A 17,091-nucleotide genomic window follows, 5' to 3' on the forward strand; every position below is an offset into this window, starting at 1 on the left:
ATGTGCGGAATTGTCGGATATCTCAGGCGCCACCCCGGCCCCACGGTTGCGGACGATCTCATCGTCCGCATGGCGGATACGCTGCGCCATCGCGGGCCGGACGATGAGGGCTTTTTCAGCGACGAGGTGGTGAGCCTCGGCTTCCGCCGGCTCTCCATCGTCGATCTCGCCGCCGGCCGCCAACCCATGTTCGCGGCCGAGGGGCGCGTGGTGGGCATCTGCAACGGCGAGATCTATAATTACGCCGAATTGCGCGCCGACCTGGAGAGCCGGGGCCACCGCTTCGCCACCCGCTGCGACACCGAATTGGTGCCCGCGCTGTTCGCCGAATATGGAGTCGAGTTCGCCCGCCGCATCAACGGCCAGTTCGCATTCGCGGTGTTCGACCGGACGACCCGCCGGCTCGTGCTTGGCCGCGATCATGTGGGCATCGCGCCGCTCTTCTATGCCGAGCGCGACGGGCTCTTGATGTTCGGCTCGGAAATCCGCGCGCTGCTGTCGAACAACGCCCTGGACCGCACGGTGGACCTGACCGCGCTCGACCAGATCTTCACCTTTCCCGGCCTCGTCTCGCCCCGCACCATCTTCGCCGAGGTGAAGAGCCTGCCGCCCGGCCATGTGCTGGTGGCGGACCCCGACAAGCCCCTGAAGGTCCAGAAATACTGGGACCTCGATTATCCCCTCGCGCAGGACATCGCGCCGCGTCGGCTGGAGGAGTGCGTCGAGGAGCTCGACGCGGCGCTGCGGCAGGCGGTGCGCTATCGCCTCCAGGCCGACGTTCCGGTGGGTGGCTATCTGTCCGGCGGACTGGATTCCTCGCTCATCGCCGCCATCGTGGCCGATGTGGCGGGCTCATCCACGCGCCACACCTTCTCCATCACCTTCCCCGACCGTGCCATGGACGAGCGCGGCCCCCAGCGGCTGATGGCGAAGCGGCTCGGCACCGTGCATCACGAGGCGGAGGTGGACCCCTCCGTCCTCTCGCGGCGGCTGGCCGACATCGTGCGCTGCGCCGAGGCGCCGTTGCGCGAATCCTATAATGTCTGCTCGCTCTTGCTCTCCGGCATGGTGCGCGACGCGGGCCTGAAGGTGGTGCTCACCGGGGAGGGCGCGGACGAGCTGTTCGGCGGCTATGTGGGCTATCGGCTCGACATGGAACGCGGCGGCGCTGCGGCGGACAGCCTCGACCTCGACGAGATGATCGAGGCGGAATGGCGCGAGCGGCTGTGGGGCGATCCTGGCTTTTTCTATGAGAAGAATTACGCCGCCAGCCGCGAGAGCCGCCAGGGCCTTTATGCCGATGCGGTGGCGGCGCGCTTCGACAGCTTCGATTGCCTCGCCGGCGATGTCGTGGACCGCAGCCAGATCGCCGGCCGCCACCCCTTCCATATCCGCTCCTATCTCGATTTCAAGCTGCGCATGGCGGACCATCTGCTCGCCGACCATGGCGACCGGGTGAGCTTCGCCAATTCGGTGGAGGCGCGCTATCCCTTCCTCGACCTCGGCGTCATCGACGTGGCGCGGCGCATTCCACCCGCTCTGATGGTGCGCGGCGGGGAGGAGAAATTCGTTCTCAAGCAGGTGGCGCGGCGCTATCTGCCGGCGCAGATCGTGGACCGCAAGAAATTCTCCTTCGTCGCCCATTCCAGCGCCCGCCTGCTGCGCGCGCGCGAACCACAGGTGCTCGACCTGCTGGACGAGGAGCGCATCCGCGCCGACGGCTATTTCAACCCCGCGGCCATCGCCCATCTCAAAACCCGATACCTCGATCCGAAGACCGAGCTGAACCAGACCTTCGAGGATGACTTTCTGATGGTCGTTCTCACCTTCGGCCTGCTTCGCGAACACTTTGCCTTGCCGCAGCTCTCCTGACGGGACAGATCCATGCAACGCGCTTCCTATGTCGACCAGTTCGAGCTTCAGGCGGCGGCCCGGCCGGACGCCGTTGCCGTGCTGCGGCGCGACGACCCGGTCACCTATGGCGCGCTCGATGCGCGCGCGAACGCCATCGCGGCGCGGCTCACGCAGGCGGGCGTGGGGCGCAATGCCATCGTCGGCCTGTTCCTGCCGGCGGGCGTCGATTATGTCGCCGCTCTGCTTGCCACCGGGAAGGCGGGCGGCGCCTTCCTGCCGCTGCCGCCGGACCTGCCGGAACAGCGGCTGCGCGCCTATCTGAACAAGGCGCGAAGCCGCGTCATCCTCACCGAGGCCGCGCTGGTGGAGGATCTGCGCGCGCGCCTCGCGGCGACGCAGGCGCTCGCCGACGGGCCGGTGGAAATCATCGCGCTGGAAGATTGCGGCGATGCGGTTGCCGCGCCCCCAGAGCGGCGTATCGGGCCCACGGACGCGGCCTATGTGATGTTCACCTCTGGGTCCACCGGCGCGCCCAAGGCGATCCTCGGCCCGCATCGCAGCCTTTCCCACTTCCTGCGTTGGGAGATCGGCGAATTCGGCCTCACCGAGACGACGCGCGGCTCCTGGCTCGCGCCGGTCACGTTCGACGTGAGCCTGCGCGACATCCTGGCGCCGCTGATGGTCGGGGGCACGCTCTGCGCCGTGGACGAGGACATCCGCCTGTCGCCGCGCCATCTGGTGGACGCCCTGAAGGCGGCGGGCGTCACGCTGGTGCATTGCGTGCCCACCGTGCTGCGCCTCCTCACCCGCGAGCTGGAGCGGCGGGGCGAGGCGGATCCTCTGCCCGCCTTGAAGCATCTGCTGGTGGCCGGCGAGCCGCTGCTCGGCGCCGATGTCGCCGCCTGGCGCGCGGCGGCGGGGGAGGGGGCGGAGGTGGTCAATCTCTACGGTCCCTCCGAGACCACCCTCGCCAAGGTGTTCCACAAGGTCGGCGCGCTGCCGGGCGACCTGCGGCGCGTGCTGCCCATCGGCCGGCCGCTGCCGGATACGCGAGTGCTGGTGCTGAACAACGGCCGCGCCTGCGCGGTGAACCAGATCGGCGAGATCCATATTGAGACCGCCTATCCCTCGCTCGGCTATCTCAATGATCCCGAATTGACGGCCGCCGCCTTCATCACAAATCCGCTGGAGGGGGAGGGCGCGCCGCGCCTCTACAAGACCGGCGACCTTGGCCGCCTGCTGCCCGACGGTACGGTGGAATGCCTCGGCCGCCAGGACAATCAGGTGAAGATCAACGGCGTGCGCATCGAATTGAGCGAGATCGAAGCCGCCCTGCGCGCCGTTCCCGGCATCGCGGCTGCCGCCGCCGCGCTCCAGGAGGGCGAGGGGCAGATGCCCGTGCTGGTGGGCTATTATGTGCGCGCCGACGGCGAGGCGATCCCGCTTTCAGTGGATCTGCTGAAGGGCGAGCTCGGCAAGTCCCTGCCGCCCGCCATGCAGCCGCGCGTGTTCCTGCCGCTGGAGGCTTTGCCCACCACCATCTCCGGCAAACTGAACCGCAAGGCGCTGCCGCGACCGGAGGAATTGTTTTATGCCCAGCACGGCTTCGTGCCGGCGCAGACCGCCACGGAGGCGGCGCTCGCGCAGATCTGGGCCGAGCTGTTCGGCCTCAGCAAGGTGAGCGTGGAAACCCGCTTCCACGATTTCGGCGGGGATTCGCTGAAAGCCATCCGGGCCGTGCAGAAGATCTATCAGGCGCTCGCCGTCGAGGTGAGCCTGAAGGATTTCTTCGCCGCCCCTCACATTCGCGCGCTCGCGGCGCTGGTGGACGCGGCCCGTCCGCAGGCCGCCGCACAGGTTTCCATTCCCCGCGCGGCGCCGGCGGACTTCTATCCCGCGACCCCCGCGCAGAACCGCCTGTGGCGGCTCGACCGGCTGGGCGTCGCGCCCACCGCCTATAATCTCTTCGAGACCTACGAACTCCACGGCGCGCTCGACGAGGATGCGCTGGAGCATGCGTTCGCGCTGCTGATCGCGCGCCACGAATCCTTGCGCACCACCTTCCGCGAAGGCCCGGACGGCGCCGGCGCGCAGGTGGTGCATGCCGAGCTGCCCTGGCACATGGAGCAGGTGGACCTGCGCCGGCATGGCGACCCGAAGAGCGAGGCCGAACGGCTCGCCGCCGCCAATGGCGCCCATCGCTTCGATCTCGTCGCCGGCCCGCTGATGCGGGTGGTGCTGGTGCGCCTGCCCGACGCGGGCGGCGTGCCGGCCCATCTGCTGCTGTTCAACATCCACCACATCGTCGCCGACGTCTGGTCGCTGAGCGTGCTGGTGCGCGAGCTGGCCGAATGCTACGCGGCGCTGCGCCAACTTCGCCCGCCGGTGTTGCCGACGCTCGAGGTACAGATGCGCGATGTCGCCGTCTGGCAGGCGAAGCGCGCTTCCAGCGGCGCGCTTGCCGCCGACCGGGCATTCTGGCTGGACCAGTTCGTGACCCCCGTGCCGCCGCTCGACCTGCCGCGCGACCGCGCCCGCCCGCCGGTGCAGACCCTCAACGGCCGTACCGCCCGCTTCGATCTCGGAGTGCCGATGCTGCGCGCGGTGGAAACCCTCGCCCAGCGCAGCGGCACCACCCTGTTCGTGGTGCTCACCGCGCTCACCAAGGCGTTCCTGCACCGCTATAGCGGCCAGGGCGAACTGGTGCTCGGCTGCCCGGTCGCCGGCCGCGCCGATGCCGGCCTGGAGCACCAGATCGGCTATTATGTGAACACCCTCGCCCTGCGTGACCGTCTCGCGGAGGGGGGCAGCTTCGCGGCCTTCCTGGCGCGCGTGGGCGCGACCATCAACGCCGCCCTGGCGCACCAGGATTATCCCTTCGACACCTTGGTGAACGAACTCCAGATCGAGCGCGACATGAGCCGCTCGCCCTTGTTCGACGCCATGATCGTGCTGCAAAATTTCGCCGGGGTCGACCTGACCCTGGAGGGCGTCTCCATCGCCCCGTTCGGGGCCCGCAACGCCTGGAATTTCTCGCGCTACGACATGGTCTTCCACTTCCAGGAGGAAGACGGCGCGCTGATCCTCGACCTGAATTACAACAGCGACCTGTTCGACGCCGACCGCATCGAACGGGCCGGCGCCCAGTTCGCGCACATGGCAGGCGCGGCGCTTGAGGATACCAGCTTGCCGGTGGCGCGCCTGCCGCTGGTGCCGCCGCAGGAAGCCCAGCGGATCGCCGAATTCGCGCAGGGTCTCCGCGTCGGTCGCGTGCCCGCCACCATGGTGGGCGCCTTCCGCGCCATGGCAGCGGCTCATGCCGATCGTCCCGCAGTGGAAGACGAAGAAGGCCGTGTGCTCACCTATGCCGCGCTCGATGCCGCGAGCGATCGCCTGGCGGCGTTGCTGGTGGCGGACCATGCCATCGCAGCGGGACACCGGGTGGCGGTGCTGGCCCATCGCTCCATCGAATCCCTGGTGGCGCTGCTCGCGATCTTGAAAGCCGGCGCGGTCTATGTGCCCGTGGACGGGGAATTGCCCGGCGCTCGCATCGACTTCATGCTCGCGCGCGCCGAATGCCGGCTGATCCTCGCCGATACCGACGCCGAGCGCATCGCCGACAGCGCCCTGCCGCAGGCGAGCGTGGCGCCGGTCCTTGTGCAAGACGGCGCGCCACCGCTCGACCGCAGCGCGCCGGGGGAGGTCGCCTATGTGATCTTCACCTCCGGCTCCACCGGCGAGCCCAAGGCGGTGATGGTGGAGCACGCCGGCTTCGTGAACATGTCGCTCGGGCAGATCGAAGCCTTCGAGATCACCCCGGACGACAAGGTGATGCAGTTCGCCTCGCCCTCGTTCGATGCCTCGCTGGCCAATCTGTTCATGGCGCTGTTCGCCGGCGCGTGCGTGGTGCTGCCGTCGCGCGCCACACTGGAGAACACGGGCCTGTTCCTAGACGCGCTGGCACGCACGGGCACCAGCGTCGTCACCTTGCCGCCCACCTATCTGCGCGCGCTCGACGGGGCGCCGCTGGACGGCCTGAAGGTGCTGATCACCGCCGGGGAAGCCGCGCCGGTGGAAGAGCTTTGCGCCCATGCCGACCAGCTGCGCGCCTATAACGCCTATGGCCCGACCGAATTCTCGGTCTGCGCGACCGTGCACCGGGTGCGGGCGGAAGACGCGCAGGGCGCGCGCCTGCCCATCGGTCGGCCGCTGCCCAACACCAGCCTGCATATTCTCGATGAGACTCTGGAGCCCGCGCCCATCGGCGTGCCGGGCGAGATTTATCTCGGCGGGCTCGGGCTCGCGCGCGGCTATCAGGGCGATGAGGGGCGCACGGCGCGCGCCTTCATCACCCATCCGCGCACCGGCGCGCGGCTCTATCGCACCGGCGATTTCGGCGCCTGGCGCGCCGACGGTTCGGTGGATTGCCTCGGCCGTCTCGACGACCAGGTGAAGGTCGCCGGCCACCGCTTGGAACTGGGCGAGGTGGAAGCCGCGCTGCGCCGGGTGGAGGGCCTGCGCGACGTGCATGTGGCGCACCTGGAGCGCGACGACGGCTCGGTTGCGCTCGCGGCCTATTATTGCGCCGAGGAGAAAGTGGAGCTGTGGCCCTCGGTGGCCGAATTCTTCGTCTATGACGACGTCGCCTATGGCGCCATGGCCGCCGACGAGGGCCGCAACGCGCGCTATCGCGACGCCTTCGCGCGCCATCTGCCGGGCAAGAGCGTGGTGGACATCGGCACCGGCCCGCTCGCCATTCTCGCCCGCCTCGCGGTGGAGGCCGGCGCGCGCAAGGTCTATGCGGTGGACCGGCTGGAAGCCACCGCCCGCAAGGCCCGCGAGACGGTGGAAAAGCTCGGCCTTTCCGACCGCATCGAGGTGATCCACGGCGATGCCATGACCGTGCGCTTGCCGGAGAAGGTGGACGCCTGCATCTCCGAGATCGTCGGCGCCATCGGCGGGGCGGAAGGCTCGGCCAAGATCATCAATGGCGCGCGCCATCTGCTGGCCGATCCCGCGTCCATGTATCCGATGTTCTCGGACACCCGCATCGCCGCCTTGTCGCTGCCGGCGGACCAGATCGCGTCAGGCTTTTCCGACATTGCCGGCCATTATGTGGAGAAGATCTTCGCCGAGGTCGGCCATCCCTTCGATCTGCGTCTGTGCCTCAAGAACTGCCCGCGCGAGGCGATCGTCTCCGACGACGCGGCCTTCGAATATCTCGACTATACGGCCGATGCCGCGCTTGAGGCGGACGAGGACGTGGCGCTGACCATCGCGCGCGATTGCGCGGTGACCGGCTTCCTCGTGTGGCTGCGCCTCGGCGTGGACGAGCGCTCGGTGGTGGACATCCTGGACAATCCAGGCTCCTGGTTGCCGGTCTATCTGCCGGTGTTCGACACGCCGGTTGAAGTGCGGGCGGGCGATGTGGTCGCGCTGCGCATTTCCCGCCGCCTGTGCGCCAACGGGCTCAATCCCGATTTCATCCTCGCCGGCGCGGTGCGCCGAGCCGGGGGCGACGCGGTGTCCTTCTCCTATCTCAGCGCCCATTTCGGCGACGGCTTCCGCCGCACCCCGTTCTACGCCCGCCTGTTCGCCGACGGGCAGGTGCCGCGCCAGGAGGTGCCGACCCCCGCCGTGCTGCGCCAGCATCTGCTGAAAAGCGTTCCGGCCTATGCGGTGCCGGCCTTCTTCGTGAAGCTGGACCAGATGCCGGTGACGCTGAACGGCAAGGTGGACAAGGCCGCTTTGCCGCAGCCGGTGTTCCGCGCGCCGCAAGCGCAGGCGAGCGCACCCGCAACCCCGCTCGAGGCCGGCATTCTGGCCATCTGGCAGGCGGTGATGGGGCGCGAGGCGATCGGCACGGGAGACGATTTCTTCTCCCTGGGAGGGGATTCCATCCGCGCCATCCAGATCGTGTCGCGGCTGCGCCAGGCCGGCTGGAAAGCGGAAATCCGCGACGTGTTCCAGAACCCAACGGTGAAGGATCTGGCGCGGGTGGTGAAGCCGCTGCGTGTGGCGGCGGACCAGGGCCCGGTCACGGGCGAAGTGCCGCTGACGCCGATCCAGCACTGGTTCCTGGAAACGGCCGAGGCGCCGCATCATTTCAACCAGAGCGTCCTGCTGCGCGCGCCGCGCATTCATGGCGATGCCGCACGGGCGGCGCTTGCCGCCTTGTGGGCGCAGCATGACGCGTTGCGCGCCGCTTTCGCCGGCACGGATGGCCGCGCGCAGGTGTTCAATGCCCCCGAGCGTGCGCCCACCCTCGCGGAGATCGACCTTCCGGCCGAAGCCGAGGCGGACGCGGTTGCCTTCGAAGTCGCCGCCGATGCGCTTCAGGCCGGCTTCGCGCTCGACGAGACGCCCTTGCTGGCCGCCTTGCTGGCCCATGGCGCGGATGGCGACCGGCTGCTCTTGGTGGCGCACCATCTGGTGGTGGATGCGGTCTCCTGGTCGATCCTACTGGAGGATTTCGAGACCGCCTATCAGGCCGCGCGTGCCGGCGCGCGCCCCCGCCTGCCGCAGAAGACCGCCTCCTATCGCGACCATGCGCTGGCGCTGGAGAAGATCCGCGCCAAGGTGGATTGGGCGCACCGCCTGAATTTCTGGCGGGCGCTGGAGGAGGAACCCGCGCTCCTGCCCGAATGGACCGGTCCGGCGCGCCTGAGCGACATGATCCGCGCGGAGGGACATCTCGATGCGGAAGAGACCGCGCGCCTGCTGGAAGGCGCCAACCGCGCCTACACCACCAATGTGCAGGACCTTCTGCTTGCCGCCCTCGCGCTGGCGCTGGAACAGCAGTTCGGCCGGCGCAGCGCGCTGGTGAATGTGGAAGGCCACGGCCGCGACTATCCGTTCGCCGATTTGTTCGGGGAAGACCTTCCGGATGTGAGTCGCACGGTCGGCTGGTTCACCGTGTTCCATCCCTTGAAGGTGCATGTGGGCGGGGATCTCGCGTCCACCATCCGGGGCGTGAAGGAGAGCGCCCGCCGCACCCCGGACCAGGGCTGGAGCTATCCCCTGCTGCGCCAGGTCGCCGGCGAAATCGGCCTCGCGATCCTGAGGCCGCAGGTGGGCTTCAATTATCTCGGCGTGCTGTCCGGCGGCGGCCGGGCCGGGGCGTTCACCATTGACTGGAACACGCCCGGCCAAGCCATGGCGCCGCAGACCATGCGGCCCCATGCGATCGAAATCCTCGCCGCGGTCGAGGACGGAAAGCTCTGCGTCAGCCTGGAGATGGACGGCGGTCATTTCGCCGCCGCCGCCGACGCGCAGGCGCTGTGCGCGCGTTTCCTGTCTCAGGTGCGCGCGGTCCTCGCCCATTGCCTCGGCCGCAGCGGTTCGGAGGCAACCCCCTCCGACTTCACCTATGGCGACCTCAGCCTGGACGATCTCGACCGCCTGCTTCTGGCGCAATGAAGGGAATGCACCGGCGGCACTGACCGTCGGTGCAGGCGAACGCGGGTGCGGGAAGGCGGGTCATGAAGGTTCTGCGGCTGTTCCAGAAGGAGGCGGGGGTGGGAAGCGCGCGCTTCCTGATCCTCGCGGCCATATCCGGCCTGTCCAATGCCGGCATCCTCGCCATCATCAACCTCGCGGCGAGCCATGTGCAGGACAAGGAAGGCAATCTCGTCAACCTGCTGCTGTTCGGCATCACCATCCTGGTGTTCGTCTACACCCAGCGCAGCCTGATGGTGGAGGTGTGCCACCGGGTGGAGCAATTGGTGGACCGCATGCGCGTGCGCCTGATCGCCCGCGCGCGCCGCGCCGAATTTCTCGAGCTGGAGGATGTGGGGCGGGCGGAAATCTATTCCTGCCTCACCCGCGAAACCCTGATCCTCTCGCAGGCCGCGCCCAATCTGGTGATCGGCATCCAGAGCGCGATCCTGGTGATTTTCACCATGATCTACATGGCGTTCCTGTCGTGGACAGCGTTCATCCTCTCGGCCGCCTGCACCATCATCGGGGCGTTTGTGCACATGTCGCGCAACACCCAGGTGAAAGCGGAGCTGCGCGAATCTTTCGAGCAGGAAAACCTCCTGATCGAAAGCATGAGCGACATGCTGGAGGGCTTCAAGGAAGTGAAGATGAGCGATGCGCGGGCCCACGCCATCGCCCAGCGCATCGAGGCGATCTCGCACCGGGTGACGCGCCTGCGCATCCGCACGCAGACCACCTATGCCACCGACTTCGTGTTCTCGCAGGTCACCTTTTTCCTGCTCACCGGCGTGATGGTGTTCGTGGTGCCGGCGGTGAGCGAGGCCTATACCCAGGTGGTGGTGATGACCACCACGGCCAGCCTGTTCATGATCGGCCCGGTCTCGAACGTGGTGGGCTCCATTCCTATCTTCACCAATGCCAATTCCGCCGCCGAAAACATCATGCGGCTCCAGGACCGGCTCGGGCGCATCAACGGGCACAAGAATGGCGGGGTCTCCAGCCTCGCCGATTTCAAGACCATCGTTCTGGACGGGGCGAGCTTCGCCCATGCCCCGGCGGGTGGCGACCGACCGTTCACGGTCGGCCCGATCGACCTCACCATCCGGCGCGGGCAGACCATTTTCATCACCGGCGGCAACGGCTCCGGCAAGACCACGTTCGTACGCATGCTGATCGGGCTCTATCCCAACCAGGGGGGGATGATCCGGGTGGACCGCACGACCGTCGGTCCGTTCAACATCCAGGATTATCGCAACCTGTTCTCGGTGATCTTCTCCGACAATCACCTGTTCGCCGAACTCTATGGGCAACCGGCGCCGGACCCGGTGCTGGTGTCGGAATTGTTCGAGCTGCTGGAGATGCAGCACAAGTCGCGGCTGGAGAACAACCGCTTCACCACCACCAAGCTCTCCGGCGGGCAGCGCAAGCGCCTCGCGATGATCGCCGCGATTCTCGAAGCCCGCCCCATATGTATCTTCGATGAATGGGCAGCCGACCAAGATCCCTATTTTCGTGAGAAGTTTTATCGCGTCATCCTCCCCTTGCTGAAGGAAAAGGGCGTGACCGTCATCGCCATTACGCATGACGATGCTTATTTCGACGTGGCCGATCTACATGTGCATATGGATACAGGCCGGCTAAAGATTGTCCGCGGCGAAGAAAAAGCGCTGGAGACAGCGCCCGGCTGACGCGATTTTCGAGTTTTGTCATGCCAATGTCGCGATACAACTTATAATTGTAGTTAAAATGTTTTAAACCATTGTTCGCCATGGAGGCGGGGCCATGAGGATTCAGTGCGTGAGAACCGGATATGTGCCGCGGCAATTGCGCCGCCTCGCGGCAGGTGTCGCGTGCGGGGCGCTTTTCGTCACGCCGGCGCTCGCCGGGCAGACCGACCTTCAGTCGGCGCAGCTCGCGCCGGTGCTCCAGGGCTTCCTGGATTCGGTCTATTCCCAGAACAATATCGAGGGCATCTCGATCGCGGTGAGCTGGAACGGCGGCAGCAAGTCCTGGGTCGGTACCGCCGGCTATGCCGACGTGCAGCACACCCGCCCGATCACCGCCGACACCCAGTTCCGCATCGGCAGCGCCTCCAAGACCATTACCGGCACGGTGGTGATGCGCCTCGCCGATCAGGGCCTGATCAACCTTGACGCGCCGATCAATACTTATGTCGCGGGCCTGAATATTCCCAACGGCAATGTCATCACCGTGCGCAACGTGATGAGCATGACCAGCGGCCTGCCGGAATATCTGGTGTCGCCCTCGCTGCATGTTCCGGGGGAGACGATCCTTCAGGAATGGGCCAATTTCAACAGCCCGAACGGCCCCTATGGCGCCGCGAACTACACGCCGGAGCAATTGATCCAGGCGGTGGTGCAGGCGATAAACACCGGCAAGCAGACCCCCGGCGCGGTCGGCCAGATGGCCTATGCGAACACCAATTTCGTCCTGCTCGGCCTGATCGCGCAGAGCGTGACTGGCACCGCGATGGAGAAGCTGGCGCAGGACCTGGTATTCACCCCCATGGGGATGAAGGATTCGGCGTTTCCCTATACCGACCAGTTCACCACCGCCAATTACGCCGGCTCCAACCAATATCTGGTCACCCAGGCGCCCTATACGGTGCCGGCGGGCAGCGTCTACAATATGAGCTTCGTCGATCCGCAGGTTCCCTGGGCCGCGGGGGCGATGCTGTCCACGCCGTCGGACGAACTGAAATGGGTGCGCGAGATCGCCACCAATGACAATGGCTTGCTGAGCGCCAGCATGCAGGCCCAGCGCACCGATTTCATCTATCCGGGCTCGGTGGGCTCGATCCCGTCCTATTACGGCCTCGCCCTCTACCAGATGCCGAGCTTCGGCACCGGCGGCGAATTGATCGGCCACAGCGGACTGATCGCGGGCTATACGTCATCGCTGTTCTACAATACGGCGACCGACTTCGCTTATGCCATCAACTTCCTTGGCTATCAGTCGAACGCGGCCTATTGGTTCCCGTTCTTCGGCGCGCAGGATTGGTTCGCGCCCTATGGCTACCAGATCGGCGACTATACGTCCGTGCCGCTGGTGTGGGCGCTCGACCGCAATGTGGTGCTTGCCACCACCACGCAGGGCAGCTGTAGCTTCGGCGCCAGCCCGACCAAGGTGTCCGCCACCAGCTCGGTGTGTACCGGCGATAACGTGCGCACCTCCTCGCTCGACGTGAAGGGCCAGACGCTCACCCTCGGCCCGTCCGGCAGCACGATCGGGTCCTGGTATGTCGATCCGACGATCTATTATCAGAACCAGGCCAACCCCACCGGCTCCCTGGTCGAGATCACGGTACCACGCCCGAGCCTTGCGGTGTTCGGCAGCAATATTTCCGGCGTCGCGCTCCAGGGCGACGCGACACTGAACCTGACCTCCGGGGCGATCCTGGAATTGTGGGGCGAGAATTCCGCCGCCATCTCCATGGCGGGCACAAACAACACGGCCAATATCGGCGGCACCATCAACACCTATGGCGGCGATTCCTACGCCGTGCTGGTGAACGGCACGCAGAACACCACCAATGTTCAATCCACCGGCGCGGTGCTCGGCACCATCGCCCTCAACGGGGCGAGCAATACGCTGACCCTAGACGGCGGCGTGACCGGCCTGGTGTCCCTGTCCGGCGTGAACAACCGCGCCGCCATCGCCGGGACCATCACGTCGCCCGCCGTCTCGATGGTGCCGTCGGCGGCGTTCGGCTACCAGAACGGCGTCGCCCCCTTCATCGCCAATACGGCGAGCGACCAGGCGTTCGCCTTGAGCGGCACCGGCGGCATCGCGCAGATCGGCGCCACCGGCGCGGTGGACGGGCGCATCTCCGTCTCCGGCTCCGGCAACGGCCTTGTCATCTCGGGCAAGGTCACGTCCGCGAACGCCTATCTTCAGAACTACATTGCGCAGCAGAATGCCGCCGGCACCGCGACGCCGGCCTTCACCATCCCGCAGGCGACGAACGTGGCGCTGGAAATGGCCGGCACGCAGAACCAGGCGCAGGTGAATTCCGGCGGCACGGTTTCCGGGCAGGTGCAGATTTCCGGCGCGGCCAACAGCTTCGTGATGAACGGCGGCATGGCCGGTCAGATCAGCCTTGCCGGTTCCGGCAACAGCGCCATCGTGGGCGGCAGCCTTGCGGCGGATACCAGCGTCTCGCTCTTCGCGCTGCTCGCCTCGGGCTATGGCAACAGCTTCACTCTGCAATCCTCTGGGCAGATGCTGGGCAACGTCTCGGTGACCGGCTTCAACAGGGTGCGCGTGGATGGAACCCTCGTCGGCGCGGTCAGCCTCGGCGGCGGGGCGGTGCTCCAGGGCACCGGCTTCGTCAATGGCACGGTCGGCGGCGCGGGCGGCGTGGTCGCGCCGGGCAACAGCATCGGCACCCTGATGGTCGGCAATTATGTGGCCAATGGCGGCGTGCTGCAGATCGAGACCAACGGCGCCGGGCTGAGCGACCAGTTGATCGTGACCAATATCGCCAACATCACCGGCGGCAGCGTCTCCATCCAGCCCTCCACCGGCGGCGCGAACGGAATCTACAACATCCTCGCCGCTTCCTCTGTGCAGGGCGCGTTCGGGTCCATCAGCGCCGGCGACACCCGCATGGGCGTCGGCGCGCAATATTCGGCCAATGGGGTGAATGTCGCCACCATCAGTCCGTTCCAGGTGGATGCCACCACCCGCCTTGCGGCGGGCGACACTCTGCGCAGCTTGGATGTGCTGGAGCGGCGCGCCGCCCAGTTCCAGGATGCTGCCCCAAGCGCGCCGGGCGCCAAGCCCAGCCTCGCCGGACCGGCGGTCGCCGCCAATGCCGACGGCGGGCAGAATGTGCCCGGCTTCCTCACCGGCATCGGCCCCATCAGCCAGGGCTCGCGGGCCGATGGCATGGCCCTGTGGGCCAATGCGTATGGCTCGCGCACCCGCCTTTATGCCGATGGCGGCGTTCCCACCATCCAGGCGGACGGCGGCGGCGTGATGCTGGGCGTGGACGGGGAAGTGGCGAAAAACCTGGTGGTGGGCCTCATGGGCACCTACAGCCAGAACAATGCCGACGCTTCCGGCACCGCAAGCCCGAACTATACCTCCAACGCTTATTCGCTCGGCGCCTATGCGTCCTACGAAATCGGCCGGGTGGTGCTGAACGGCTCGGTGCTGATCGGGCGCGGCGATGATGAGGCGAACCAGACCTATTGGGTCGGCGGCGGCCTTGCGGCCACCAACGCCAATTTCAACGACCTGCGCATCGCCGGCCGGCTCGCCGCCTCCACCACCGTCGAGATGGGGACCATGAGCTTCATTCCCCGCGCCGCCCTCACGCTGCTGAACGTGAATGTGGACAGCTATACCGAAAGCAGCGTCTATCCCGGCCTCAATGCCGCCTGGAGCGGCAGCGACTACACCTTGCTGCGGCCGGAATTCACCGTGACCATGCAGCAGAAGGTGAATCTGCGCCAGTTCGGCTGGGCCGGCTGGCTAACGGGCGAGATCGAGACCGGCATCGCCCGCGACGTGGTGGTGGACAGCGCAAATCCCAATGTTCAGCTGCCCGGCTATGCGCCGATCCAGGTGCAGGGCTTCAACCAGGATGCCTGGGTGCTGCCGGTGGGCGCGCGGCTCTCGCTCTCGGCCACCGACAAGATGTCCCTGTTCGCCGCCTATGACGGCAATTTCTCCACCGTCGGCACCGACCAGTCGCTGCGCGGCGGGCTTCAGGTCCGGTTCTGAGTCGCACCGCGCCGGCGCGCGTCGCCGGACAAAAAACGCCGCTGCCTAAGCAGCGGCGTTTCCTTTATCGGATCCTCGTCGTGGAAGCGTGCTCGAAGCCGCGCCTTGTGCGGGCTTGGCGTTCAGGCGCCGGCTGGGCCGGGTGCGCCGGACGCGGGCGGCACCTCGGGTTCGTCCTCGCCCTGCGTGCGCAGCCGCGCGATGATCTCCTTTGCCGCCGCCTGATGAGCCGGCGTGATGTGGGATGTCAGCGCCTGGAACGCCAGGAACATCACCGCCGCATCATCGGAAAAGCCGATCACCGGCAGGATGTCGGGAATGGCATCCAGCGGCAGCACGAAATAGGCAAGGGCGCCCAGCAGGGTCGCGCGCACGCGCACCGGCGTGTCATGGTCGAAGGCGGCGTAATAGGCCGCCACCGCATCTTCCGCGAACGGCACATGCGCCGCGGTGCGTTTGAGCTTCTGCCAGAAGCTCTTCTTGACGATAGCCTCGTCCTTCGCCGCCTTCAGCCGTTCCGCGAAGGGCAGCGCGCTCCAGTCGAAGCGGAAGCGGGCGCGTTCGGTCTCACTCATACAAAGGATATGGGATGTCCCACGGGCATCGCAAGACGCATCGCGGCGCCACCGGCGAGGGGATAGGCGGCTTCCTCGACATAAGGTCCGCCGCCGACCGAATCGCGCGACGAGAACAGGACAAAACGGGTCGCCAGAAAGCTTTCGCTGCGGAAGAAGCCGCGTGTCGCGAGATAATCGGCCACTTGCCGGCTCGAGGTATCGCGCAGCCGGGCCAGGGTAACGTGCGGCTTGTAATTGCGTTCCGCCGGCAGGCCGAGGCGCTGCATGATGCGCTCATGCTCGGCCTGAAGCTCCAGCAGCGCCGGGTTGGGGCGAACGCTGGCATAGATCACCCGCGGCTTGTGGCCGCCGAACTGATCGAGCCCGCCGAGGCTCATCTCGAACGCCCGCCGGCGCACCTGCCCGAGCATCAGGGCAATGTCACGGGCCTTGGCGTCGTCCACATCGCCGATGAAGCGCAGGGTGACATGGTAATTTTCGGGGTCCATCCACCGGGCGCCGGAGAGGCCCCCCCGCATGAGGGACAGGCCATCTCCAATCTGGCTCGGAATTTCGAGCGCGGTGAAGAGCCGGGGCATGGGGCGCCTCCTCATCGTCACCTCGGCGCCGCCGCGATCGGCGGTTCACCGAAAGACAACACAACTTCCTCTAGTGAAAAGGATTCGCGGCCCGCTGGGAAGTGTCTGGTTCAGCGAACCGGTACGAAGATGTCCACAACCAGCGAATCCGGCGCCGTGACCTGCGGATCCGTGCGGTACTGCTCGATATAGAGATCCTGCGCCGCGATGTTCTTGTCGTCGAGGAAATTGGCGATCGCCTCGTAGGTGTCGTCCATATCGGCGAACGAGCCCTTGTGGGTGAATTTGAAGGCTTTGCCGGCGAACGAGGCGCCGAGCTTCACATCGCCCTGCGGCTTCTGCGTGGTGGCGCCGGTGAACGGCACCTGGGCTTCGAACTCAAAGCCCGCGTCGTCGCTGGAATTATAGACGATGAACACATCGCCGGTGCGCTTCAGCCCCATGCGGTTCATCTCCGCCGTGATGTCCTTGAGCGTGGCGACGATGGTGTCGAAGCCGGCATCCCAGCTTGCGCTGCCGCTCTTGGTCAGGACCGGAATGGTCGTGAGCTGCGTTTCCTCGCCGGTGAAGGCCTGGACCGAGGGGGCGGTGAGCGGCTGGGTCTGTACCGAACGAGGATCGACGCCGGCGGGCGGCGACAGGGGCGAAGCTGCTCCCGGCAGGGCCTGGGTGGTGGAGGGGGCGCCGGCGTCCGGCGCAGCATGGGGCGCGGGGCCGGGCGTCCCGGTTTGGCCCGAAGGTGCCGCGGCCTGCGCCAGCGCGGCAGCGCTCAGGATGGGCGCGCCCAGCGCGAAAAGGCCGCTCGCCACGCCCATGGCCAGCAACGCCGCCCGTGTTCCACGAACCACGTCAACACCGCCCATCGCCTGAAATCTCCTTGCCGACATGCG

The 17,091-nt window shown here is 66.9% G+C and carries 7 protein-coding genes; 4 read left to right on the plus strand and 3 right to left on the minus strand.

Annotated elements, in window-relative coordinates; translation table 11 throughout:
* The 4 genes from asnB to V5F78_RS03230 all read left to right on the plus strand — a co-directional run bounded on the left by asnB (position 1) and on the right by V5F78_RS03230 (position 15,045).
* Positions 1 to 1,872, plus strand: a complete 1,872-nt coding sequence (asnB, locus tag V5F78_RS03215; RefSeq protein ID WP_394066614.1) for an asparagine synthase (glutamine-hydrolyzing) — start codon at positions 1 to 3, stop codon at positions 1,870 to 1,872.
* 12 nt (positions 1,873 to 1,884) lie between these two features.
* Positions 1,885 to 9,273: a non-ribosomal peptide synthetase gene (locus V5F78_RS03220; RefSeq protein WP_394066612.1), complete on the plus strand. Its 7,389-nt coding sequence runs from the start codon at positions 1,885 to 1,887 to the stop codon at positions 9,271 to 9,273.
* A 62-nt stretch (positions 9,274 to 9,335) separates the two neighbouring features.
* Positions 9,336 to 10,982, plus strand: coding sequence for a cyclic peptide export ABC transporter (locus V5F78_RS03225; RefSeq protein WP_394066611.1), 1,647 nt, complete (start codon positions 9,336 to 9,338; stop codon positions 10,980 to 10,982).
* A 94-nt stretch (positions 10,983 to 11,076) separates the two neighbouring features.
* Positions 11,077 to 15,045, plus strand: coding sequence for a serine hydrolase (locus tag V5F78_RS03230; RefSeq protein ID WP_394066610.1), 3,969 nt, complete (start codon positions 11,077 to 11,079; stop codon positions 15,043 to 15,045).
* A gap of 122 nt (positions 15,046 to 15,167) precedes the next feature.
* Here V5F78_RS03230 and V5F78_RS03235 read toward each other — a convergent pair whose 3' ends face one another.
* From V5F78_RS03235 to V5F78_RS03245, 3 genes are all read right to left on the minus strand, one after another.
* Entirely contained in the window at positions 15,168 to 15,620 is a 453-nt protein-coding gene (locus tag V5F78_RS03235; RefSeq protein ID WP_394066608.1) for a YkvA family protein, read from the minus strand.
* Entirely contained in the window at positions 15,617 to 16,201 is a 585-nt protein-coding gene (thpR, locus tag V5F78_RS03240) for an RNA 2',3'-cyclic phosphodiesterase (protein ID WP_394066607.1), read from the minus strand. The genes V5F78_RS03235 and thpR overlap by 4 nt, the downstream gene beginning before the upstream one ends.
* A gap of 110 nt (positions 16,202 to 16,311) precedes the next feature.
* Entirely contained in the window at positions 16,312 to 17,064 is a 753-nt protein-coding gene (locus V5F78_RS03245) for a GyrI-like domain-containing protein (RefSeq protein ID WP_394066605.1), read from the minus strand.
* Between the last annotated feature and the right edge of the window lie 27 nt (positions 17,065 to 17,091).

Origin of the sequence: Roseixanthobacter glucoisosaccharinicivorans, from assembly GCF_043195095.2 — a bacterium.
Lineage (GTDB): Bacteria > Pseudomonadota > Alphaproteobacteria > Rhizobiales > Xanthobacteraceae > NCEH01.

Coding starts and splice junctions, on each gene's coding strand:
- V5F78_RS03235 (WP_394066608.1), bottom strand. CDS start 15,620: ATGAGTGAGACCGAACGCGCCCGCTTCCGCTTCGACTGGAGCGCGCTG.
- V5F78_RS03220 (WP_394066612.1), top strand. CDS start 1,885: ATGCAACGCGCTTCCTATGTCGACCAGTTCGAGCTTCAGGCGGCGGCC.
- thpR (WP_394066607.1), bottom strand. CDS start 16,201: ATGCCCCGGCTCTTCACCGCGCTCGAAATTCCGAGCCAGATTGGAGAT.
- V5F78_RS03245 (WP_394066605.1), bottom strand. CDS start 17,064: ATGGGCGGTGTTGACGTGGTTCGTGGAACACGGGCGGCGTTGCTGGCC.
- asnB (WP_394066614.1), top strand. CDS start 1: ATGTGCGGAATTGTCGGATATCTCAGGCGCCACCCCGGCCCCACGGTT.
- V5F78_RS03230 (WP_394066610.1), top strand. CDS start 11,077: ATGAGGATTCAGTGCGTGAGAACCGGATATGTGCCGCGGCAATTGCGC.
- V5F78_RS03225 (WP_394066611.1), top strand. CDS start 9,336: ATGAAGGTTCTGCGGCTGTTCCAGAAGGAGGCGGGGGTGGGAAGCGCG.